At 53.6% G+C, this 21559-nt stretch carries 24 protein-coding genes, 3 tRNA genes and 1 pseudogene; 22 read left to right on the top strand and 6 right to left on the bottom strand.

Annotated elements, in window-relative coordinates; genetic code table 11:
- Nucleotides 1-5: 5 nt before the first annotated feature.
- The gene (locus KE531_02240) at nucleotides 6-1205 is read left to right on the top strand and encodes a D-alanyl-D-alanine carboxypeptidase (GenBank protein ID MBR9952452.1); all 1200 of its coding nucleotides are present in this window, start codon (nucleotides 6-8) and stop codon (nucleotides 1203-1205) included.
- An 84-nt stretch (nucleotides 1206-1289) separates the two neighbouring features.
- A complete protein-coding gene (locus tag KE531_02235; GenBank protein ID MBR9952451.1) occupies nucleotides 1290-1886 on the top strand; it encodes an HD domain-containing protein in 597 nt (198 codons plus the stop codon).
- Between the two features lie 6 nt (nucleotides 1887-1892).
- Here the strand turns inward: KE531_02235 and KE531_02230 are convergent, their stop codons facing one another.
- Both KE531_02230 and KE531_02225 read right to left on the bottom strand, forming a co-directional pair.
- Entirely contained in the window at nucleotides 1893-2255 is a 363-nt protein-coding gene (locus KE531_02230) for a NusG domain II-containing protein (protein MBR9952450.1), read from the bottom strand.
- An 11-nt stretch (nucleotides 2256-2266) separates the two neighbouring features.
- Nucleotides 2267-3229 (bottom strand): FAD:protein FMN transferase, encoded by a 963-nt coding sequence (locus KE531_02225; GenBank protein MBR9952449.1) that lies wholly within the window; start codon nucleotides 3227-3229, stop codon nucleotides 2267-2269.
- Between the two features lie 187 nt (nucleotides 3230-3416).
- Here KE531_02225 and KE531_02220 point away from each other — a divergent pair, with 187 nt between their 5' ends.
- The 10 genes from KE531_02220 (at nucleotide 3417) to ytvI (ending at nucleotide 13292) form a co-directional block, all read left to right on the top strand.
- Entirely contained in the window at nucleotides 3417-3953 is a 537-nt protein-coding gene (locus tag KE531_02220; GenBank protein MBR9952448.1) for a Gx transporter family protein, read from the top strand.
- An 85-nt stretch (nucleotides 3954-4038) separates the two neighbouring features.
- Nucleotides 4039-5541 (top strand): UDP-glucose--hexose-1-phosphate uridylyltransferase, encoded by a 1503-nt coding sequence (gene galT / locus KE531_02215; protein MBR9952447.1) that lies wholly within the window; start codon nucleotides 4039-4041, stop codon nucleotides 5539-5541.
- A 112-nt stretch (nucleotides 5542-5653) separates the two neighbouring features.
- Nucleotides 5654-6079 carry a hypothetical protein gene (locus KE531_02210; GenBank protein ID MBR9952446.1) on the top strand — a complete coding sequence of 142 codons (426 nt, stop codon included), beginning with the start codon at nucleotides 5654-5656 and terminating at the stop codon, nucleotides 6077-6079.
- Nucleotides 6076-7041: an ABC transporter permease gene (locus tag KE531_02205; protein ID MBR9952445.1), complete on the top strand. Its 966-nt coding sequence runs from the start codon at nucleotides 6076-6078 to the stop codon at nucleotides 7039-7041. The genes KE531_02210 and KE531_02205 overlap by 4 nt, the downstream gene beginning before the upstream one ends.
- A gap of 24 nt (nucleotides 7042-7065) precedes the next feature.
- The gene (cdaA, locus tag KE531_02200; protein ID MBR9952444.1) at nucleotides 7066-7935 is read left to right on the top strand and encodes a diadenylate cyclase CdaA; all 870 of its coding nucleotides are present in this window, start codon (nucleotides 7066-7068) and stop codon (nucleotides 7933-7935) included.
- Nucleotides 7916-9325 carry a hypothetical protein gene (locus KE531_02195; protein MBR9952443.1) on the top strand — a complete coding sequence of 470 codons (1410 nt, stop codon included), beginning with the start codon at nucleotides 7916-7918 and terminating at the stop codon, nucleotides 9323-9325. Before cdaA ends, KE531_02195 begins: the two co-directional genes overlap by 20 nt.
- Nucleotides 9326-9351: 26 nt before the next feature.
- Nucleotides 9352-9615: an HPr family phosphocarrier protein gene (locus tag KE531_02190; protein ID MBR9952442.1), complete on the top strand. Its 264-nt coding sequence runs from the start codon at nucleotides 9352-9354 to the stop codon at nucleotides 9613-9615.
- A 10-nt stretch (nucleotides 9616-9625) separates the two neighbouring features.
- Nucleotides 9626-10918 carry an oligosaccharide repeat unit polymerase gene (locus tag KE531_02185; protein ID MBR9952441.1) on the top strand — a complete coding sequence of 431 codons (1293 nt, stop codon included), beginning with the start codon at nucleotides 9626-9628 and terminating at the stop codon, nucleotides 10916-10918.
- Nucleotides 10915-12114, top strand: a complete 1200-nt coding sequence (locus KE531_02180; protein ID MBR9952440.1) for a pyridoxal phosphate-dependent aminotransferase — start codon at nucleotides 10915-10917, stop codon at nucleotides 12112-12114. Before KE531_02185 ends, KE531_02180 begins: the two co-directional genes overlap by 4 nt.
- A gap of 32 nt (nucleotides 12115-12146) precedes the next feature.
- Nucleotides 12147-13292, top strand: coding sequence for a sporulation integral membrane protein YtvI (gene ytvI, locus KE531_02175; protein ID MBR9952439.1), 1146 nt, complete (start codon nucleotides 12147-12149; stop codon nucleotides 13290-13292).
- Nucleotides 13293-13476: 184 nt separating this feature from the next.
- On the opposite strand, the gene KE531_02170 is transcribed toward ytvI, so the two are convergent.
- The 4 genes from KE531_02170 to KE531_02155 form a co-directional block, all read right to left on the bottom strand.
- Entirely contained in the window at nucleotides 13477-13815 is a 339-nt protein-coding gene (locus KE531_02170) for a sporulation initiation factor Spo0A C-terminal domain-containing protein (GenBank protein MBR9952438.1), read from the bottom strand.
- Nucleotides 13816-14046: 231 nt separating this feature from the next.
- Nucleotides 14047-14655, bottom strand: coding sequence for a manganese catalase family protein (locus KE531_02165; GenBank protein ID MBR9952437.1), 609 nt, complete (start codon nucleotides 14653-14655; stop codon nucleotides 14047-14049).
- On the bottom strand, nucleotides 14655-14951 hold the full coding sequence (locus tag KE531_02160) for a spore coat protein CotJB (protein ID MBR9952436.1): 297 nt from the start codon (nucleotides 14949-14951) through the stop codon (nucleotides 14655-14657). Before KE531_02160 ends, KE531_02165 begins: the two co-directional genes overlap by 1 nt.
- Complete coding sequence (locus KE531_02155; GenBank protein MBR9952435.1) at nucleotides 14941-15120, bottom strand: spore coat associated protein CotJA; 180 nt, start codon at nucleotides 15118-15120, stop codon at nucleotides 14941-14943. The genes KE531_02160 and KE531_02155 overlap by 11 nt, the downstream gene beginning before the upstream one ends.
- A 186-nt stretch (nucleotides 15121-15306) precedes the next feature.
- Between KE531_02155 and KE531_02150 the strand changes: the two genes are divergently transcribed.
- From KE531_02150 to KE531_02105, 10 genes and pseudogenes are all read left to right on the top strand, one after another.
- Nucleotides 15307-15379 (top strand) — tRNA-Val (locus KE531_02150).
- 12 nt (nucleotides 15380-15391) lie between these two features.
- Nucleotides 15392-15464, top strand: a tRNA-Ala gene (locus KE531_02145).
- Nucleotides 15465-15491: 27 nt separating this feature from the next.
- A tRNA-Gly gene (locus KE531_02140) sits at nucleotides 15492-15562 on the top strand.
- A gap of 120 nt (nucleotides 15563-15682) precedes the next feature.
- Nucleotides 15683-16912 carry a peptidoglycan-binding protein gene (locus tag KE531_02135; protein MBR9952434.1) on the top strand — a complete coding sequence of 410 codons (1230 nt, stop codon included), beginning with the start codon at nucleotides 15683-15685 and terminating at the stop codon, nucleotides 16910-16912.
- A 107-nt stretch (nucleotides 16913-17019) separates the two neighbouring features.
- Nucleotides 17020-17181, top strand: coding sequence for a hypothetical protein (locus KE531_02130; GenBank protein ID MBR9952433.1), 162 nt, complete (start codon nucleotides 17020-17022; stop codon nucleotides 17179-17181).
- A 21-nt stretch (nucleotides 17182-17202) separates the two neighbouring features.
- Nucleotides 17203-18432, top strand: a pseudogene (locus KE531_02125) (N-acetylmuramoyl-L-alanine amidase family protein).
- Between the two features lie 321 nt (nucleotides 18433-18753).
- Nucleotides 18754-19815: a DUF4118 domain-containing protein gene (locus KE531_02120; protein MBR9952432.1), complete on the top strand. Its 1062-nt coding sequence runs from the start codon at nucleotides 18754-18756 to the stop codon at nucleotides 19813-19815.
- 10 nt (nucleotides 19816-19825) lie between these two features.
- Nucleotides 19826-20533 carry a response regulator transcription factor gene (locus KE531_02115; GenBank protein ID MBR9952431.1) on the top strand — a complete coding sequence of 236 codons (708 nt, stop codon included), beginning with the start codon at nucleotides 19826-19828 and terminating at the stop codon, nucleotides 20531-20533.
- 234 nt (nucleotides 20534-20767) lie between these two features.
- On the top strand, nucleotides 20768-21043 hold the full coding sequence (locus tag KE531_02110) for a transcriptional repressor (protein ID MBR9952430.1): 276 nt from the start codon (nucleotides 20768-20770) through the stop codon (nucleotides 21041-21043).
- Nucleotides 21044-21217: 174 nt separating this feature from the next.
- Nucleotides 21218-21502, top strand: coding sequence for a hypothetical protein (locus KE531_02105; protein MBR9952429.1), 285 nt, complete (start codon nucleotides 21218-21220; stop codon nucleotides 21500-21502).
- Nucleotides 21503-21559 lie beyond the last annotated feature (57 nt).

Genomic DNA, 21559 nt, shown 5'->3' with positions numbered 1-21559 from the left:
GGAACATGAAAAAATGGAAGAAGACGAGACGGCAGGCGGCCATTGTCCTGGCCGTCCTGATGGCGGCGGCCCTGGCGTTCCCGGTTCTTGGGGAGACAAAGGAGGCGCCGTCGGTCATCGCTCAGTCGGCTGTCCTCATGGACGGGGAGACGGGGCGGGTGCTTTACGGAAAGGCAGAGAACGAGATCCGGCCCATGGCCAGCACCACAAAGATCATGACATGCATCCTGGCGTTGGAAAACGCCGGCTTTGAGGAAACGGTGCAGGTGTCGGACTATGCGGCCTCCATGCCCGATGTGCAGCTAGGAATCCGCGCCGGAGAGACGTACCGGATGGAAGATCTTTTGTATTCCATGATGTTAGAGTCCCATAACGACTCTGCCGTTGCCATCGCCGAACACGTGGGCGGGAGCCGTGAGGGATTTGCAGACATGATGAACCAGAAGGCCAGGGACATCGGCTGTGCGGACACCCATTTTATCACGCCAAACGGCCTTGATGCATCCGTAGAGGCTACGGGGGAAGTCCATTCGACGACGGCAGAAGACCTGGCACGGATTCTCCGCTACTGCATTCTCCAGTCGCCGAAGAAGGAAGAATTCCTGACGATCACCAGAGCGCCGTCCCACGCATTTTCCGACCTTTCCGGCTCCCGGTCATTCTCCTGCATCAACCACAATGCACTTCTCACCTCCATGGAGGGAGCCGTTTCCGGGAAGACCGGGTTTACAAACGGGGCCGGCTACTGCTATGTGGGCGCTGTGGAAAAGGATGGGAAGTTGTTCATCGCGTCGCTTCTGGCCTGCGGCTGGCCGCCCCACAAAAACTATAAATGGCAGGACATGCAGAAGCTGATTTCCTACGGGAAAGATGCCTATGACTACTACGATATCCTGAAAAAAGATATGGAACTTCCGGCTGTACCGGTGAAAAACGGGATCCGGGATACGGCGGAACTGGAAATTGCCTATCCGGACACGGACTCCCTGCGGGTCCTTATGCGGGAGAACGAAGAAGTCAAAATCGTAAAAAAGACGGCGAAGGAGCTGACGGCGCCGGTCTATGCGGGCCAGGAAGCCGGGCAGGTGGAATATTATGTGGGCGGCACGCGAATCGCCGGCTACCAGGTGCGGGTGAAGAAGGCTGTCGGGGAATGGAATCTGAAATTTTGTGCGGAAACCCTTTTAAAGCTGTTTTTCATTTGATATAATAGCCAAAGAGACTGAAAAAATTTGGCCGTTCAGGCATCCTGTGGGAAACGGCCTTTGTAAAATGGAGGAAGACGAGAGATGAAGACAGCAATCACGAAAGAAAGAGCCATCGAACTTTTGAAAGAACATAATAAGGAGCCGTTCCATATCCTGCACGGGCTGACAGTGGGCGCCGTCCTGCGGTGGTATGCGAACGAGCTCGGCTACGGCGAGGACGCGGACTTCTGGGAGGTGTGCGGGATTCTCCACGACATCGATTTTGAGGAATATCCTGACGAGCACTGCATCGTGGCGCCGCGTCTCTTAGAGGAAGCCGGCGCAGAAGAGGAGCTGATCCATGCCGTCGTAAGCCACGGCTACGGGCACCGGGTGGAGGTAAAGCCGGAGCATGAGATGGAGAAAGTGCTTTACGCCGCAGACGAGCTGACCGGCCTTATCTGGGCCGCTGCGAAGATGCGCCCGTCAAAGAGCACGAAAGACATGGAGGTTTCCAGCCTCAAGAAGAAATTTAAGGACAAGCGGTTCGCCGCCGGCTGTTCCCGCGACGTGATCGAAAAAGGCGCCGAGGGGCTTGGATGGGAGCTTCCGAAGCTTATGGAGATGACGATTCTCGCCATGCGCGCCTGTGAAGACGAGGTAAACGCGGAGATGGAAAAAATGGGAGCGGAAGCTTAACAGCTTTCACTCCCCGAAAATCTGAATGATCATCCGGTTGGGGAGGCAGACGATGGTCTCCCCCTCCTGGCTTATTTTTCCCTGGTGGATACAGATTTTATCCGGGCAGGTGGCCTCCGTGACCCATACCTGCCCGTCCTGTATTTTTATATGGTTGCTTCCGCCGTAAGCGCCGTCTGCGGTCAGCTCCTGATCTTTGGAAAGATCGAGAACGGCGATTTCCCTGCCGTCCACGGTGACGACAGCGGTGCCGCCGGGGCCGCCGTTAAAAATACCCATGGCGGCAGATAAAAAAACGGCGGCGGCCAGGACGGCCGCGATCAGGATCACATCCCGCTTATGCTTTTTCCTGTCATGCGTGAAAGCCATGCTTCATCCTTTCATTCCCGGAGGAGAAATTCTTCTGCGCCTTCCGAATAATAGACCTCATAGCCGTCGGTGATGAAAATGGCGTAAACCCCGTCCAAGGAGTCTGCAAGCTCCATGCCCTTTTCCAGGCCGAGAGCGAAGCAGGCCGTGGAGAGGGCGTCGCCGTCCGCGGAGCTCTCGGAAATGATCGCCGTGGAGATGAGGCCGTTGTCATAGGGCCAGCCGGTTTTTGGGTCTAAAAGATGGTGGTAATTCTTCCCATCGACAATGAAATGCCGCTCGTAGACGCCGGAGACAACCACGGACAGGCCGTCGATGGCCAGGGTCTCAAAAGTCTCCCGTTTTTCGGCAAATGGCTTCTGGAGCGCCACATGAAACGGCGTCCCATCCGGCCGGTTCCCGACGCAGAGCACGTTGCCGCCCAGGTTGATGACGGCGCTTTTCACGCCGGCATCCAGCAGATAATCCTTAATCCGGTCGGCGATATAGCCCTTGGCGATGCCGCCCAGGTCGAGGGAAGTGTCAGGGGAGAGGAAGGTCAGCGTATCCCCCTCCAGCTTCACGTTTTCATAGCCCACCTTTTCGGCAGCCTCACGGATCTCCTCTTCCGGCGGGATCACATGCCTGCCGTCGGTGAAATTCCAGAGGGAGCTTAAAGGCTCGATGGTGATGTCGAAGGCGCCGCCGGAAAGCCTGCTGTAATAGAGTCCCTTTTCGATGAGCGCCGCTGTGTCGGCGGAGACCGTAAAGGTCTGTTCCTCCGGCTCCCGGTGGTTCAGCTTATAAATTTCGCTGGTCTCCAGGGTTTTGCTGAAAAGGTTCTCATAGTCTTTGCAGAGAGAGAAACAATCATCCAGAATCGAGGCATCATCCGTATCGTAGAGCGTGATGGTGATAAACGTATTTAATAAGAAATCGGAGCGGCTTAAGGGCTGGCTGATGCTTCTCATGGTCTGGGGCGGAATCCCATCCATGGCCTGACAGCCGGAAAGCACCTGGGACATGGCTGTGAGCCCCAGGAGGAAAGCTGCGCCCCGAAAACATGTCTTTTTCATAAAATATCCTGCTTTCTGTAAGAATCGGCGCAGCCTGCCGCCTGCGCCTGTCTCATTCTAGCAGAGGGGGAGAGGAAAGTCAAGGAAGGCAGAGGACGGAAAACCAATGACAAAAAGAAAAAACAACAGAAAAACAGGAGAGGCAGCCAGATTCGCGTCCCTTTACGGCGTCCTCATCGCCCTTGCCATGGTGCTCAGCTACGTGGAGACGCTGATCCCGCTCCCGATGCTGGTGCCGGGCGCAAAGCTTGGGCTGGCCAATCTGGTGACCGTGGTGGGGCTTTTTCTCGTGGGGATCCCGGGAACCGTCTGCATCACCGTATTCCGGGTGGTGCTCGCAGGACTCACCTTCGGGAACGTGTACAGCATGGCCTATGGCCTTTCCGGAAGCTTTCTAAGCCTTTTTGTGATGGCGTCTGTCAAAAAAAGCGGCCTGTTCGGCCAGACTGGCATCAGCGTTTTGGGCGGCATCGCCCACAACATCGGCCAGCTCACGTTTGCGGCCTTTCTGGTGCGTACAGCCGGCGTGTTCAGCTATCTGCCCATGCTGCTGGCGGCCGGCTGCATCGCCGGGACAGTCATCGGGCTTTTGGGGGGAATCCTTACGAAACGGCTGGAAAAATTCGTAAAAAACCTGCATTAAACGATTGTATTGTCAGCATGTTTTTATTATAATAGAAGGAAGTATGTGTGTCTCTGAGACGCAGGTTTTATTGGGAGGAACCGGTATGATTTACGAAGCTGTGAGAGATCTGGTACAATATGGGCTGGAGACAGGCCTTTTGGAAAAGGACGACGAAATTTATGCAAGAAATCAGCTCCTGGCTGTCCTGGGGCTTGACGGGTATGAGGAGCCGGAACCGCCGGTATCCGGCCGTCCCCTGGAGGAAATTTTAAAGGAGCTTCTGGACTATGCGGCCGAAAACGGGCTTTTGGAGCATGACAGCGTCGTTTACCGTGACCTCTTCGATACAAAGCTCATGAACTGCCTGATGCCGCGTCCGAGCGAGGTGACAAACCATTTCTGGTCAGTCTATCACAGCGAATCGCCGAAGGCGGCCTCCGACTATTTCTATAAACTGAGCCAGGATTCCGACTATATCCGCCGGTACCGCGTAAAAAAGGATATGAAATGGGCCGTTTCCACGGAATACGGGGATCTGGACATCACGGTAAACCTTTCCAAGCCGGAAAAAGATCCGAAGGCCATTGCGGCGGCCAAGCTTGCCAAACAGGGCGGCTACCCCAAATGCCTGCTCTGCATGGAAAATGTGGGCTATGCCGGCCGCGTCAACCATCCGGCCAGAAACAACCACAGGATCATCCCGCTTACCATAAACGGCGAAGGCTGGGGCTTCCAGTATTCTCCCTATGTGTACTACAACGAGCACTGCATTGTGTTCAACGGGAACCATACGCCAATGAAGATTGAACGTAACACCTTTGTGAAGCTGTTCGATTTTGTAAAGCTGTTCCCCCACTATTTCCTGGGCTCCAACGCGGACCTTCCGATTGTGGGCGGCTCCATCTTAAGCCACGACCATTTCCAGGGCGGCAATTACACCTTTGCCATGGCAAAGGCCCCGGTGGAGACGGAGCTTTCGATCCGCGGCTTCGAGGATGTGAAGGCAGGGATCGTCAAATGGCCCATGTCCGTGATCCGGACAAGCAGCCCGAATCCGGAGCGGCTCATTGAGCTGGGTGATAAAATTTTAAAGGCCTGGAGAGGCTACACGGATGAGGCGGCCTTTATCTTTGCGGAAACGGACGGAGAGCCCCATAATACCATCACACCCATTGCCAGAAAACGCGGCGGGGAATACGAACTGGATCTGGTGCTCAGAAACAACATTACAACGGAGGAACATCCTCTCGGCGTCTTCCATCCGCATGAGAACCTGCACCATATTAAAAAAGAAAACATCGGGCTCATTGAGGTCATGGGGCTTGCGGTGCTGCCGGCCAGGTTAAAAGAGGAGCTGGCCCTGCTTGCCGACTATATGGTAAACGGGAAAGACATTCGAAGCTGCGAGGCCATCGAAAAGCATGCGGACTGGGTCACTGGCTTCCTTCCGAAGTACGGCTCCGTCACCGGGGAAAATGCCATGGAAATCTTAAAGAACGAGGTGGGACTCGTCTTTGCCCAGGTGCTTCTCGATGCCGGCGTTTATAAGCGTACCGAAGATGGAAAAGAGGCTTTCCTGCGGTTCGCGGACTTCTTAAACCGCTAATTTGTTTCATTTTCCTTAACATTTTTATAAAAACCAGGGAACCACCTCGCCAAGAAAAGGCAGATGTGCTATACTGTCTTATGGCCCGGACGAGGGCAAAAAGGAGGAGCTTATGCTCAATGAAGAAAAAATAAAGCTGATGACAGGGATTGCCATGTATGAAAAAAAGGCAGAAAAAGATATTTTCCCCATCAACCGCTATTTTAAGGGGGATTATATCGGCGCCCATATGCTGCGCTCCTTTGTTTCCTACACGTTTTCCTGCCTGCTTATCTTCCTTCTGTGGTTCCTTTACAGCATTGAGGATATTCTGGACACCCTGGATCTGGAGGCCCTTGCGGATACGGCAAAGCACATGGGCGTTTACTACCTCCTGGGGCTCATCCTCTATCTTTTCATTACTTACCGTGTTTACTCCGTGCGGTACGACACCGCCGGCAAAAGCATGAAAGTATATCAGGCAAAGCTGCGCCGCCTGGAAAAACGGTATGAGAACCAGGCACCGCAGAAAGACATGGAGGAGGGAAGAAGCCTATGATGGGACTTCTGGTCTTTAAGGAAAAACTCAGACGGTTTTATGCTAAATATAATATCTACATCACTCCGGTCATAAAATTCCTGGTGGGATTTCTGGCCTTCTTCCTGATAAATTCCAACGTCGGTTTTATGGAGAGGCTGTCAAACCCGCTGATCCCGGTGATTATGGGGTTAGTGGCCTCCTGCATTCCCTACGGCGTCACGGCATTCTTTGCCGGCTGCTTTGCCATGGGGCACATTTCCCAGGTTTCCATGGAAGCTGCCCTGATTATCCTGGTATTTATGCTGGTTGTGATGGCTTTATACTACGGCTTCCGGCCAGGAGACGGATATCTCCTTCTTCTAACGCCGATGCTGTTCTTTTTCAACATCCCGTATGCAGTCCCGCTGATTATGGGGCTTTCCGGGAGCCTTGTGTCCATTGTCCCGGTGAGCTGCGGCGTCTGCATTTACTACATCATCATGTATGTGAACCAGAATGCCGGTGTCCTGGCCGGCGGCAGCATGGCGGAGACGGCCCAGAGGTTCATCCAGATCGTCAAAAGCGTGTTCGGGAACGAGCTCATGTGGGTTATGGTGATTGCCTTTGCGCTGGCCATCCTTGTGGTCTATATTATCAGGAACCTGTCGGTGGATTATGCCTGGTCCATCGCCATTGTCGCCGGTGTGATTACACAGCTTGTGGCCGTGTTCATCGGGGATTTCTATTATGATCTCTCCCTTTCCGTGGGCGCCATGGTTGTCGGCGTTCTGGGCTCGCTGGCCCTGGCCTTTATCTACCAGTTCTTCGTCTTTGCCGTAGATTATTCGCGGACGGAGTACACACAGTTTGAGGATGACGACTATTATTATTATGTAAAGGCAGTTCCGAAGATTGCCGTATCGGCCCCTGACGTGAAAGTACGCAGGATCAATGCGAGAAAGGCCGTGCGGAAGGAGCGGAACATACAGAACCGAAAATAAATCGTGAGGAATGGTGGTGAGGATATGACGGAATTTTTAGGGCGCATGTATTCGTGGTTCGCATTTGTCCCGAAAATTACCCTGACGAATCTCCTGGAAATTCTGATTATTTCCTTTTTAATTTATGAAATCCTGATCTGGGTCCAGAACACGAGGGCGTGGTCCCTGTTAAAGGGCGGCCTCGTGATTATCGTCTTCTATCTTGCAGCCACGTTCCTGCATCTGACGACGATCACCTGGATCATCAATCATATGGGCCAGCTCGCCCTGATTGCCCTGATTATTATTTTCCAGCCGGAGCTTCGCCGGGCGTTAGAACAGCTCGGAAGCAAAAACATCCTGACGGAACTGTTTACGGCTGACAATACCAGGGTTCAGGAGGGGTACACGGAGAAAACCGTGAACGAAATCGTGCGGGCCGCCTTTGAAATGGGAAAAGTAAAGACAGGCGCCCTGATTGTCATCGAGAGGGAGACGCCCCTCCAGGAGATCGAGCGCACGGGCATTGCCGTGGACGGCATTGTGACGAGTCAGCTTTTAATCAATATTTTTGAGCACAACACGCCGCTCCATGACGGGGCCGTGGTGGTGCGCGGCAACCGTGTGACGGCTGCAACGTGTTACCTGCCGCTTTCCGACAACTTAAGTATCAGCAAGGACCTGGGCACCAGGCACAGGGCCGCCCTTGGAATCAGCGAGTCCACGGACAGCCTGACGGTGGTAGTCTCCGAGGAGACGGGCCGCGTGACGCTGGCGGAAGGCGGGAAGCTTACGAGAATGAACGACCAGGATTCCCTGCGGGCGGCGTTAAACATCGTGCCCAAAGAGGAAGCAGGCACAGGGCGTTTCCGGCTCAGAAAGGGAAGGCATAAAAATGAAAGAAAAGATCAATAGACGGTGGGCATTAAAGCTTCTGTCGTTCCTTTGTGCATTCCTTGTCTGGCTCGGTGTCGTCAATCTGGCAGACCCGGTAATGACGGGAACGGTGGAAGTGCCTGTGGAAATCGAAAACGAAGAAGTGCTGACGGCTAACGGCCTGACCTACCAGATCGTCGGGAAGAAGACGGCCACCGTCACATATAAAGTAAAGACAACAAACGCCTTCAAAATCAGATCGGCAGATTTCCGTGCCTATGCGGATATGACGGATCTCTGGTCAGTGACAGGCTCCGTGCCGATCAAGGTGGAGGTTTTAAACAATTCGGAATATCTGATTGACTCCCCGTCCACGAGGACGTCGACGATCAAGATTGAGACAGAGCCGCTCCAGAGAAAGCGGTTCGACCTGTCCGTGAAGATCACGGGAGAGCCGGGAGAGGGCTACGAGACGGGGGATGTGGAGCTGTTCCCGTCCTATGTCTATGTGGAAGGCCCGGAATCCCAGATCGGCCAGATCAGCAGCGCCGGCATCGAAATCAATACGGACGGCGTGACGGCGGACATGGAAGGGTACGCGGAGCTCACGTACTATGATGCCAACGGGAACAAGCTTTCGCCTGGCGACCGGGTGGAGAGCGACACGACGCAGATCAGCTACCAGCTTTCTGTTTTAAAGGTAAAGATCGTTCCCATTGATTTCCAGGTTTCCGGACAGCCGGCCTCCGGCTACCGGTTTACAGGAGTGGAAAGCAGCATCCAGGAGATTTCCATTGTGGGCTTAAAGTCGGCGTTAGCCTCTGTCAATACGGTGATTATCCCCGGCAGCGACCTGGATATCACAGGCGCCAGGGGGAATGTGGTAAAGACTGTTTACCTTGAGGATTATATCCCGGCCAATGTCTCCATCGCGGGAAGCACCGGCCAGGAGATCCAGGTGACGCTTCTCGTGGAGAAGCTGGAAGACCGGATCTATACGGTCAGCACGGCCGATGTACAGTTAAGCGGCCAGAGCGACGAGTACCGGTACGAGATGGTTTCTCCCAGTGTGTCAATCCTCGTGCGGGCGCTGACGGAAGAATTGGACAGCCTTGAAATTTCCGGCGCTGATTTTTCGGCGGACGTATCGTCTTTAACCGAGGGAACCCATTCGATCAGCCTGAATTTTGAACTGGATCCGGCATACGAGCTCATGAGCGTGCCGTCCATGGACATTCAGGTGATAAAAGTGAATGACGGGCCAGGTGCAGACGATTCCGCCCAGGAAGAGACATCTGCTGCGGCCGGCGGCCAGACAGACGAGACCGGCGGAAGCACCCAGACCTCCTCTGCCGATTCCGATAACGGCACAGAGGCAGCGCAGGCCCATGCAGAGCCAAGCTCTGCGGCGCATGAAAACGGGCAGTGACAAGAGAGAAAATTAGGAGAAGAGATATGGTAAGCCAGAAAGTGACAATCAAAAATCCTACCGGCCTTCATTTAAGGCCGGCAGGGCTTCTCTGCAAGGAGGCCCTCAAATACCAGTCGTCCGTTAAATTCCGGTACAGGAACTCCACAGCCAATGCCAAAAGCGTTTTAAGCGTCCTGGGAGCCTGCGTGAAAAGCGGGGACGAGGTGGAATTTTTCTGCGAGGGCCCGGATGAGACGGAGGCCTTAAACGCAATTATCGGGCTCATTGAGTCTGGTCTTGGAGAATAACAGGTAGGGTATGGCTGTATATTTTGCATGTTATGGCGCCGGAATGCTGTTTGCATCCAGCGCCCATTACTGTTTGTCGGGGGTGAGCCTGATTTTGGCCGCCGTCTGGCTGTATTTTTATGATTATCGAAGATCCGGGAATCCCCTTCATCTGCGGGCCCTGTTTTCACTGTTCTGGGTCGGCGGGGAAGGCGTTTCCTGCATGAAGCTGTCCAGGCTTCAGACAGACTGGCAGTTAGAAACATGGGCCGCATTTTTTGTGGCCTTTACGGCGTTTTGGGCCGTGTTCCAGTTTGCAGATTCCCATTTTGGGAAAAAGCCGGAAAAGGAGGCGCCGGTTCGCCTGGAAAAAGGCAGTATGCAGGGGCTTTTTGAGGCCATCCTGATCCTCACTGCCGTTTCCCTCGGTGCCTTTCTTCTGGAAGCAGCCGTCCTCGGATATGTGCCGTTTTTCCTCCGGGGCGTCCCTCACGCTTATTCGTACTTTCATATTTCCGGCGTCCATTATTTTACGGTTTCCTGTGTGCTGGTGCCGTCTCTTGCAGTGATCTTCCTTTTTTCTGCCGGGGCGGACGGGCTTTCAAGGAAAAAGAAGGCGGCGATTCTTGGTGCCTGCGGGATTTCGCTCTTGATTCCGATTCTCTGCGTGTCCAGGTTCCAGCTCATTTTTGCGGTGATCCTGGCCGTCCTCACCTACATGCTGGTGAGCGGGAAGAAGAAGCTTAAGTACCTGTTTCTGGCGGCTCTTGCGCTTGTTCCGGCTTACGTGATCCTGACCATTGCCAGGAGTCATGACGTGGAATACTTAAACGGGATTTTTGAGATGAAAAATGCCAGGATGCCGATTTTTATTACGCAGCCTTACATGTATATTGCAAACAATTACGACAATTTCAACTGCCTGGTGGAGCAGCTTCCGGAATATGCCATGGGGCTTAAGGGACTGTTTCCGCTGTGGGCGCTGACGGGACTGAAATTTTTGAAGCCGGAGCTGGTGAACTTTCCCATTTACACAACGAAGGAAGAACTGACGACGGTCACACTGTTTTACGATTCCTATTATGATTTCGGAATCGCAGGCGTGTTCTTTTTCGCCTGTGTCCTGGGGATTGCGGCAGCCTGGCTGGTGAAAAAAGTGAGGGAGGGCGCAGGCCCCATCTGGTACATGGTGTACGCCCAGGCAGCCCTTTATTTGATGCTTTCGTTTTTTACCACGTGGTTTTCCAACCCGACCACATGGTTCTATCTTGCGGCAACAGGAGCGATTGCTCTTTATATAAAAATCAGGAGGATGAAGCGATGATATCAGAAAAAATGAAGCCATATCTTCAGAATAATTCGGCGATCCGCGCCATGTTTGAGGAAGGAAACCGGCTGGCCGCCATCTACGGCCGCGAAAATGTCTACGATTTCAGCCTCGGGAACCCCAATGTCCCGGCGCCGAAGGAAGTGAACGAGGGGATCGCAGAAATCCTGTCCAAAGAGGATTCCGTCTTTGTCCACGGTTACATGAGCAATGCCGGCTTTGAGGATGTCAGGAAAACCATTGCAGACGATTTGAACAGGCGGTTTAAAACGGCGTTCGGGCCGCATAATATGATTATGACCGTCGGCGCCGCAAGCGGCCTCAACGTGATTTTAAAGACCATTTTAAATCCGAACGACGAGGTCATCGTTTTTGCGCCGTATTTTGTGGAGTACGGCGGCTATACGAGGAATTACGACGGCCGTCTCGTGGTGATTTCCCCGGATACGGAGACCTTCATGCCGAAGCTTTCCGAGTTTGAGGAGAAGATTACGGCAAAAACGAAGGCCGTTATCATCAACAACCCCAACAACCCCACAGGCGTCGTGTACCCGGCAGAGACCATTGAGGCCATGGCAGAGATCATGCGGAGAAAGGAAAAGGAGTTTGGTACCTCCATCGTCCTGATTTCTGACGAGCCCTACCGGGAGTTAGCCTACGGCGGCGTCGAGGTTCCCTTTGTGACGAAGTATTACCACAATACGGCAGTCTGCTATTCGTACAGTAAGTCCCTGTCTCTCCCGGGAGAGCGGATCGGATACCTTCTGATTCCCGATGAAATGGACGAGAGCCAGAGCGTGATTGAGGCGGCCACCATCGCAAACCGCGTCTTAGGAAGCGTAAACGCCCCGTCCCTCATGCAGCTTGCCGTCAAATACTGCATCGAGCATCACGCGGCGGTGAATCTTGAGGCATACGAAAAGAACCGGGATCTTCTGTATTCGTCCCTGACCGAGTACGGTTTTACATGCGCGAAGCCGGACGGCGCCTTTTATCTCTTTGTGAAGTCGCCGGCGGAAGATGAAAAAGAATTCTGTGAGGCGGCGAAGAAGCACCGCGTCCTGTTTGTGCCGGGAAGCTCCTTTGCGTGCCCGGGCTATGTGCGGATCGCCTACTGTGTTTCCTATGAGCAGATTGAGCGTTCCCTGCCGTCCTTTAAAGAGATTGCGAAAGAGTACGGGCTGATAAAGTAGAAGACGCAGAGCATCAGGGCAGGTGAGAGACTATGGAAGTGCGAAAATATGTGAGGATTATTCTCAATATCGTGATCCCCGTGATTACGGTTCTTGTAATCTGCTTTTTTGTGCCGAAGGTGCTGGCGTTTTTCCTGCCCTTTGTCATCGGCTGGATCGTGGCCATGATTGCGAATCCGCTTGTGCGGTTCCTGGAAAAGCGGGTGAAGATTGTGCGCAAGCACAGCTCCGTGCTTTTGATCGTCGGTGTTCTGGCCCTTGTGATCGCAGGGCTTTATATGCTGGCGAGCATCCTGATCCGGGAGATGAACGGGTTCCTCCATGACCTTCCGGCGCTCTATGAGAACAGCCGCGGGGAGATTCTGAGTGCAGTCGAGCGGATTTCCAGCCTCTTTGATTTCCTTCCGGAATCGCTTAACACGTCCTTTGAGCAGTTCATGGACAGCCTCGGCGCAGTCACGGGGGATTTTCTCCAAAAGCATGCGGCGTCGGCCGGCGGCGCCGTTGCCAGGACGCTGCCGGATGTCCTTGTGAATGTGATTGTCGCCCTGCTTTCGTCTTATCTGTTTTTAACGGAGCATGACCGTTTGGTGGCCCGCGTCTATAAATGGCTCCCGGACAGCACAAAACGGTATCTCCGGCTTTTCCGGCATGACCTTCGCCGTGTCATCGGCGGGTATTTTCTGGCCCAGTTTAAGATCATGTTCGTGGTGGCCTTTGTGCTGTTTGCCGGCTTCCTTGTCCTCGGGGTGCATTACGGCCTTTTGTGGGCCGTGCTCATTGCGATCCTGGATTTTCTTCCGATGTTCGGAACCGGGACGGCCCTGATCCCGTGGGCGCTTGTGAAGCTGTTCGCCGGGGAGTATGCCTACGCCTTCGGCCTTGCGATGATTTATGTGCTTTCCCAGGTGATCCGGCAGGTGATCCAGCCGAAAATCGTCGGGGACAGCATGGGTCTCCCGCCGCTTACAACCTTGTTTTTCCTGTTCATCGGCTACAAGGTCAGAGGGCTTGCCGGCATGATCCTGGCAGTGCCGGTGGGGCTTATTTTCATCAATTTCTACCGATATGGCGCCTTTGATTCCTTCCTGGAAAACGGACGTCTTCTGATCCATGAGATCGAAGCATTGCGGAAAGGGGAGGAAAAGGGCAGAAAAAATGCCGGCGAGGGGAAATGACCCCTGCCGGCTTTTCGCATCGTTTTTTGGAAAAAAAGCACACCAGCCGCAGCGTGTTCCCGGAATAGTCAGAGTGAGACCGGACACCTGCGATACGGAAAAGACCGCACTCCTTTCGGAACTGATGTGTTTAAAAGCATTATATGACAGAATAAAGGAAGTTTCAAGATGCAAATGAGAAGAGCTATTCTTCCTGCTCTGAGAGATAATTGACGAGGCCGTCGATGAACCGGCCGTTCTTCGGTTTGGCATCATAGGGATAGGGGATGATTTCCTTTAGGAGCTCCCGGTTTCCGTGATTCCAGATCAGATCCACAATCGTCCGGATATCCCGTTCCACGCAGTAGGGAGTGGTGTGAAACTGCTTTGCTACTTCGTTGTACAGCCACTTGCACTGGTAGATGTTCTCATGAGTTGCCATGACGGTTTCGATGGCGGCCGCTGTATAGTAGAAGCCGAGATAGCTTCCGCTTGCGCCCAGTCGCCGGAGCAGCTTATGCGCGCTTGTTTCTTTTCTTGGCATTTGCGTTTCTCTCCATTTCTTTTGTATGCTTTCATTATTATTTTAGATGGAGAACCCAAAGACGAAAACAGAATTCCAACGACAAGTTTCGACGGCAACCGACGGTAGGCGGGAAGCAGCCGAAAAACCGGCTTTTTGGCGGCAAAAAGAAGCGGCCGGGCGCAGGAGGAGCACATATTCGGGCATCCTTTTCCTGCGTGGGGCCGCTTTTTAGGCAGTGGCAAAAAGCCGCTATTTTACGAACTGCTTGTCAAATTCCGGGTTGAACCAGTAGTAATTTTTGGAGTCCAGGGTGGATTTGATCTTTTCCAGGGCCTCCCCGAACCGCTGGAAATGGACGATCTCCCTGGTACGGAGGAACTTTAGCGGCTCCCGCACTTCGGGATTGTCGATGACACGGATCAGGTTGTCGTAGGTGGTGCGTGCCTTCTGTTCGGCAGCCAGGTTTTCAAAAAGGTCGGTAATGGCATCGCCTTTGGACTGGAACTCGCAGGCGTTAAACGGCACGCCGGCCGCGGCTGTGGGCCAGACGCCGGTGGTGTGGTCGATATAGTAGGCATCGAAGCCGGCCGTCTTCGCCTGTTCCGGCGTCAGGTTTTTTGTGAGCTGGAAGACGATGGCGCAGATCATCTCCAGATGGGCCAGTTCCTCTGTGCCGATGTCGGTCAAAAGCCCGGCCGTCTCCCTGCATGGCATGGAATATCTCTGGGAAAGATAACGCATGGAGGCCGCCAGCTCACCGTCCGGGCCGCCGAACTGGCTGATGATGAGAGAGGCTGTTTTCGGGCATGGCTTTGTGATGGTTACGGGGAACTGAAGCCGTTTTTCATATTTCCACATCAGACGTTTCCTCCTTCCCACGGAAGCGGGCCGTCCGTCCAGGTAAAGTGGCGGATGCCGGCGTGTTTTGTTACGATATTGGTGCGGTTGGTGGTATCCGGGCAGGCATGGTCTGCCGTCAGTGGCTCGAACTCCGCGGCAAACTGGTCGAGAAGCTGTTTCCGCTTCTTTATGGTTTCGGAATACAGGGATAACGCTTCCGGATCCTCGGGATGGGTGTCCAGATACAAGGTCAGGTCGTCTGCCATGAAGCTGGTTTCATTGATTTCCTTTAAAAGTGCGGATCTATCGGCCAACTGCGTCACCTCCCGTCAGATAGAACTGGAGATCGAGGCAGGGGAATATGGTGCCCTGCCTGAGGGCTTTTTCCGGATCATATGGCGGCTCCCAGGGCTGGAACGGGACAGAAGCCATGGCGATGATGAGAGGGCCGGTTTCCGGCTGGCATTTACAGAAATCCATCATAAACACTCCTTTCTTTGGCTGTGATGCTTCCTGTTTTAGTATGCCGCATGTCGTCGGTTTGAGGCTGATGGATTTCTGCCTGCGGCGGAAAGATCTGTCATGGATGGAGGCGGGAACAGAGAAAATTTTTTCAATTTTTAAAAATTCTGCTTGCCAAAATGCCGGGGATATAGTAGAATATGTCTCGGAGATATAGCTCAGCTGGGAGAGCATCTGCTTGACGTGTAGAGGGTCGCAGGTTCGAGTCCTGTTGTCTCCATTGTAAGTTTTTGGGGCATTGGCGCAGTTGGGAGCGCGTTTGAATGGCATTCAAAAGGTCGTGGGTTCGAATCCCATATGCTCCACTCGGGACAAATTGTCTTTCTCAGTTTGCAGATATGGTTCATCGGTAGAACGCTAGCTTCCCAAGCTGGAAAGGCGGGTTCGACTCCCGTTATCTGCTGAATACGGCCTCTGTATTGCTTTTGCGGCAATACAGGGGTTTCTTTTTTTGCCTGAACAGGTCACAAATGCCTTTCTGCGGCCATACTCTATAATGACATCGTTTCCTGCGAGGGCAGCTATGGCTAAAGGCTATTTACAGGTGGACGTGGTATCGGACACCAACAGCTTTCCCATCGAAAATGCTGAAGTTTCCATTGCGAATACAGAGACGCCGAACGATATTTTTGAGACCCTGCGGACGAACAGTTCCGGCCAGACGGCAAACGTGGAGCTGGAGGCGCCGCCGCTTGAGTACAGCCTGGAACCGGGGGATGTGAGGCCCTACTCGGAGTACACGCTGCGGGTCTCGGCTCCGGGATTTGAGCCGGCCATGATTTCCGGAACGGAGATCCTTTCCGGCGCCACGGCGATTCAGGGCGTGAGGCTGCATCCGCTTGCGCTTGCGACAGGCGCCGAGGAGGAGATCATCATCCCGGATCATACCTTATATGGCGTTTATCCACCGAAAATTGCCGAAGATGAAATCAAGCCGGTGAATGAGAGTGGGGAGATCGTTTTGTCCCGGGTCGTCGTTCCCCAGACCATCGTCGTCCACGACGGTGTGCCGTCCAACGCCTCAGCGAAAAACTACTATGTGCCTTACCGCGATTACATCAAAAATGTGGCTTCCAGCGAGATTTATGCCACATGGCCCCAGTCCACCATCGTGGCCAACGTGCTGGCTATCATGTCGTTTACGTTGAACCGGGTCTATACGGAGTGGTACAGGAACCAGGGCTATGACTTTACGATCACATCGTCAACGGCCTTTGATCACAAGTGGATTTTCGGACGGAATATCTATGAGTCCATTTCGGTGGTGGTGGACGATATCTTCGATAGCTATCTTTCCAGACCCGGCGTGAAACAGCCGATTTTGACCCAGTACTGCGACGGCAGGCGGGTGACGTGTCCGGGGTGGATGACCCAGTGGGGCTCCTGTGACTTAGGCGAGCGCGGGTACAGCCCCATCGAGATCCTGCGCTACTTCTACGGGGACTCCATTTACATCAACAACGCGGAACAGATCGCCGGCATCCCCGCCTCCTGGCCGGGATACGACCTGACCATCGGCACCAGCGGCGACAAGGTGCGCCAGCTTCAGGAACAGCTTGATGCCATCTCCGGAATTTACACGGCAATCCCAGGCGTCGTCCCGGACGGGATCTACGGAAACGCCACGGCTCAGGCCGTGCGGGAGTTCCAGTCGATCTTCGGCCTGCCGGAGACGGGGACGGTGGACTTTGCCACCTGGTACAAAATTTCCCATATCTATGTGGCAATCACGCGGATCGCAGAGCTGTCATGACATGGCAGCGGCATGCAGGCCCTCGCCGGAAGCTGGCGGGGGCTGCGGTCCGTCCTGCCTGCTGTGCAGCTGGGGGCCAGGACGGCCGCTGCCGGCCGGGAGACGGTATGAGAGGAGCTGTGTGCCCCTCGGCGGGACATGCTGGAACGGGTATTTTTTGTGATGGGAAGCGGAGAGATGGATTGTCAGAAAATTGTAAAATTTATGTAATCGTTCTTCCATTGCCAGAGAATTCCATAGGCTGTATAATAGAGATAGAAAAGGAGTGAAGATCTATTGGAGGTGGAGTTATGAAGAAGAAATATAAGATTTTCCTGCTGTCTGCGGCGTTTGCGCTGGCAGGGGCCATGACGGTATTTGCAGACGATGAAGTAAAGATTGACAAGGTTCCGCTAAAAATCACATGCAATCCTGTTCCGGAGGCGGAGGCAGAGCCGGGAACCGTCACGGTGACGACTGCGAGCCAGGAATTTACGGTGCAGGGGGCGGAGTACACCAACGACGTGGAGACGTGGGTGCTCGGTGACGAGCCGGTTGTCCTGGTGGAACTGGAAGCAAAAAACGGGTACCGGTTTTCCTACACGAGCAAGAGCCACTTCGAGATTTCCGGCGACGGCGCCTCTTTTAAGAAGGCGAAAATCTATGACAGCGGGAGCTATATGGAAGTGGAGATCGAGCTGGATCAGATTACGGGAAAGCTGGGGCCGGTGGAGTACGTGGACTGGGACGGCCGCTATGCCTGGTGGGACCGCCTGGAGGGCGCCAAAAGCTATGAAGTCCGCCTGTACCGGAACGGGAATACGATAGGGACGTATAAAACGTCGAGAACGTCTTATGATTTTGCCGGGAAATTTACGAAGGCCGGCGAGTATAAGTTCCGGGTGCGCGGCGTCGCCGATTACAACGGGCGTGCCGGCGAGTGGTCGGAGTATTCCGAGGAATATGACCTTTCAACCCGGGATATCAACCGGATCAACGGCTCTGCTAATTCCGGCTCCTCGAACGACCGGGATGACTGGAAAGACGACGTTTTTGCAGGCGATCAGTGGCAGCAGAACCCGTCGGGCTGGCGCTACCGCTACGCCAACGGCACGTATGCGTCGGGCTGGCTTGAGACGGGCGGAGCGAAATATTATTTTGGAAGCAGCGGCTATATGGTGACGGGCTGGCAGCTTATAAACGGAAGCTGGTACTATTTTGACAGCAGCGGGGCCATGCAGAGAGACTGGCAGTTTGTCAATGACCGCTGGTACTTTATGGAGAGCAGCGGAAAGATGCTGACAGGCTGGCAGAATATCAACAATAAATGGTATTATCTGAACGGCAGCGGAGCCATGCTGACGGGCTGGCAGTATATCAACGACAAATGGTACTATCTGGACAGCAGCGGAGCCATGCAGACCGGCTGGCAGCTTGTAAACGGCCGCTGGTACTATATGGAAGGAAGCGGAAAGATGCTGACAGACTGGCAGTTCATCAACGGTGACTGGTACTATCTGGACAGCAGCGGAGCCATGTGGACAGGGCGCCAGAATATCAACGGAAAGTGGTATTACCTGGACGGAGACGGAAAGATGAAGACCGGCTGGCTTCAGATCGACGGCCGCTGGTACTACATGGAAAAGAGCGGCGCTGCGCTGACGGGCTGGCAGAATATCAATGAAAAATGGTATTATCTGGGTGACAATGGCGCCATGTATGCGTCGACCTGGACGCCGGACGGCTGGTACGTGGATGCCAACGGAGTCAGGACGGGAGAAAAACGGTAATTTTAACGGGATTTTAGCGAGAAGTTGTGTTACAATATAACTGAATAACGCCGGGAAGGAGATACAGAGGAGATGCCGAGAAAGAAAAATTCTGTCATGGAAAACAGTATGATTACGGCGGGAATCCTTTTTCTGGCGCTGGTGTTCTGTCTGGTGCTTTTAAATATTGCAGAGTCGGACAATCACGTGCTTTTGATCTTTGTACTGGCGGTGCTGTTCGTTTCCCGCTATACGGACGGTTATGTATATGGGATCGCCGCGTCCATGATCGCAGTCCTCTGCGTCAACTACGTGTTTACGATCCCATATTTCCAGTTTGACTTTACTCTCACCGGATATCCGCTGACATTTTTCACGATGCTGGCGGTGAGCTGGTGCGTCAGTGCGCTGACGACGCGGCTGAAAAACCAGGAAGAGATCCGGCTGGAGGCGGAAAAGGAAAAAATGCGTGGGAATCTTCTGAGAGCCATTTCCCACGATATCCGGACGCCGCTTACGTCCATCGCCGCCTCGGCTTCCGGCATGATTGAGAACTACGACCTGCTTCCGGAGGAGCAGAAGATCGGGCTTTTAAACGATATCCGGGAGGAGGCCCAGTGGCTGAACCGGATTGTGGAAAACCTGCTTTCTGTCACGCGGATCAGCAACGACGGAGGCGGGACGCGGCTGGACACCCAGGACGAGCTGGCAGAGGAGATCATCAGCGGCGCTGTCGGGAAGTTTAACAAGCGGTTTCCCGAGGTGCCTGTTGAAGTGAAGCTTCCCGACGAGGCGCTTCTCGTGCCGATGGAAGGGATCCTGATTGAACAGGTTCTTGTGAACCTTCTGGAAAATTCCGTGCTTCACGGGAAGGACATTTCAAAGGTCGAGGTGATTGTCTGGAAGGAGCGGGACCGGGTCGTGTTCTCCGTGGAGGACGACGGCCAGGGAATCAAGGAGTCTGTGCTCCCTGTCATGTTTGACGGAATTATCCAGGACGGGGACGTCAGGGAAAGCGAAAGCAAGAGGAACATGGGAATCGGCCTTTCCGTATGCAAAAGCATCGTGAAGGCCCATAATGGAAATATGAAAGCAGAAAACAAGGCAGCCGGCGGGGCCAGGGTCATGTTCTGGCTCCCTCTGGGTGAGGAGTGAGGAATACCATATGGAGATAAAAGACAGGGTACTCGTCATTGAGGACGACAAACATATATGCAGCTTTTTTAAGACGATTCTGGAGGCAAACCATTATGACGTAATCATCGCGCATACAGGCGCCGAGGCGTACAGCCTGGTTACGTCCCAGTGCCCCGATATTGTGATTCTGGATCTGGGACTTCCGGATATGGACGGGATGAAGATCTTAAAGAGCGTCCGGGAATGGTCGTCGATGCCGATTCTTGTGGTCTCAGCAAGGACACATGAAAAGGACAAGGTGGCAGCCCTGGATCTGGGAGCCGACGATTATATCACGAAGCCCTTCGGAACGTCAGAGCTTCTCGCCAGGATCCGCACGGCCATCCGCCACACGAGGACGGCGTTCCTCTCTCCGGGCGGTGCACAGACCGGGACATTTTCGGCAGGCGGACTTGTGATTGACTATGACAAACACCGGGTGTTCGTGGACGGCACAGATGCCAATCTGACCCAGAATGAGTATAAAATCGTGAGCCTTCTTGGAAAGTATCCGGGAAAGGTGCTGACCTACGACTACATTATTAAGGAAATCTGGGGCCCCAATATGAAGAACGACAACCGGATCCTGCGGGTCAACATGGCAAATATCAGACGGAAGATCGAGAAAAATCCGGCGCAGCCCCAGTACATTTTCACCGAAGTGGGAGTCGGCTACCGGATCGTGGAGCCGGATTGAGAAAAAATGGAAAAAGAAGATTGACAAGTTAGTTAGTCAGTGCTAATCTAAGTGTGTTACCAAGAATGGATAAACATGTTTCCTATCCGGAATGCCGGGCAGGGATGTCTGCGGCAGCAGCGTTTGTTTCGACGCGGTTCGCCGCAGGCAAAAAAGCCGGTATGGCCGGAATTTTTTTACTACTGAGTTAGTTAAAACTAATCAAATGGGCGGCGCACAGAGAGGGGCATGACGATGTGGCGAAAAGAGGAGATTATAGAAGAGTTCCGGAAGAGGGGGATGCGGATCACCCAGCAGAGGCTTGTGATTTTTGATGTGATTGCAGGGAATGAGTGGGAAAGCTGCAAAGAGATCTACTGTGAGGCGGCAAAGCGGGACCGTACCATCGGGATGGCGACGGTTTACCGGACGGTGCGGGTTCTGGAGGAGATTGGTGTATTGAAGCATGGGTACCAGTATGCGCCCCTTTCCAGGCCGGAACAGGAGCCAGTTGATAAGATTTCTCAATAAGGTGCGTTAGCTTTGACAAACCGGGGGCGGATTTGTTAGGCTTTACCAATAAACAGAGGAACTGCAAAGGAGAGAGGCGGAATGAAAAATCATAAATTCTGGGCATGGGCCACAGTCTTTTGCTTTGTGATGGTTTTTTATACCGGATATAAGCACAAATAGGAGGATGAAAAGATGTTTGATTGTTTAAAGCTTAAAAATATTGCGATTTTTGCCGGCGGCGTCCTGTTTGGAACGGCCGGAGTCAAGGTTCTTGCCAGCAAGGATGCGAAGAAAGTCTATGTAAACTGCCTGGCAGCAGGACTTCGGGCGAAGGATACGGTCATGACGACGGCCACGACGATCCAGGAGAACGCCGATGACATCCTGGCGGAGGCAAAGGAAATCAACCGGAAGCGCGAGGAAGACGAGGAGGCCGTCATCACAGACGAGGAAGCTTCTTCTGAGGCAGACGCGTAAAAGATAGGAAGGGACAGCAGCCGCCTGTGGAGAAAACCGAAGAATCCACAGGCGGCT

The sequence above is a fragment of the Eubacteriaceae bacterium Marseille-Q4139 genome (assembly GCA_018223415.1).
GTDB lineage: Bacteria > Bacillota > Clostridia > Lachnospirales > Lachnospiraceae > CABSIM01.
This window is presented reverse-complemented; position numbering and strand designations above follow the sequence as displayed.